We start from the raw sequence: 574 nt of genomic DNA, 5'->3' as shown, positions 1-574 counted from the left end.
GTCTATGACGCTTTCGGTCGTGTGGCAAAGGCCTACTACCCTGTAACCGAAGCAGTGGGAAACAAGACCGCTTTCAACAAGGCTTTTGACAACGTGTCGCCAACCGTAACGGTTTATGACGTGCTTGACCGTGCTATGAAAGTAACGCTTCCAGACAATGCTGAGACCAAGACGGAGTACTCTACGGACGCAGGTAGCAATGCACTCGTAACGACTGTTACTGATGCGTTGGGTAATCGTCAGGCAACCTATACCGATGGTAGTGGCAAGACCGTGAAGACCGAGCAACTCAGCGGACCTGACGGTATCATTACCACTTCTTTCGAGTATGATGGGATAGACCGCCTCGTCAAGGTAACAGACACCGAGGGCAACGTAACGACATCCGTCTATGATATGGGCGACCGTCGCACGGAGGTCAATCATCCTGCCAGCGGTATCACCACATTTACCTATGACAATCTCGGTAATGTACTCACCAAGCAGACAGCTAACCTCAAAAAAGAGGGCAAGACCATCAATTACGAGTACGATTACGGACGTCTGACGGCTATCAACTATCCCGACCATCCGG

1 pseudogene is annotated in these 574 nt (G+C 50.9%); it reads left to right on the top strand.

The features are described 5' to 3' along the window. Window positions 1–21 precede the first annotated feature (21 nt). Window positions 22–574, top strand: a pseudogene (locus tag HMPREF9018_RS02765) (RHS repeat-associated core domain-containing protein); the annotation flags it as partial.

This window comes from Prevotella amnii CRIS 21A-A (genome assembly GCF_000177355.1).
GTDB classification, from domain to species: domain Bacteria; phylum Bacteroidota; class Bacteroidia; order Bacteroidales; family Bacteroidaceae; genus Prevotella; species Prevotella amnii.
Note: the sequence above shows the minus strand (reverse complement) of the source record. Positions and strands in the feature narration are given on the sequence as shown.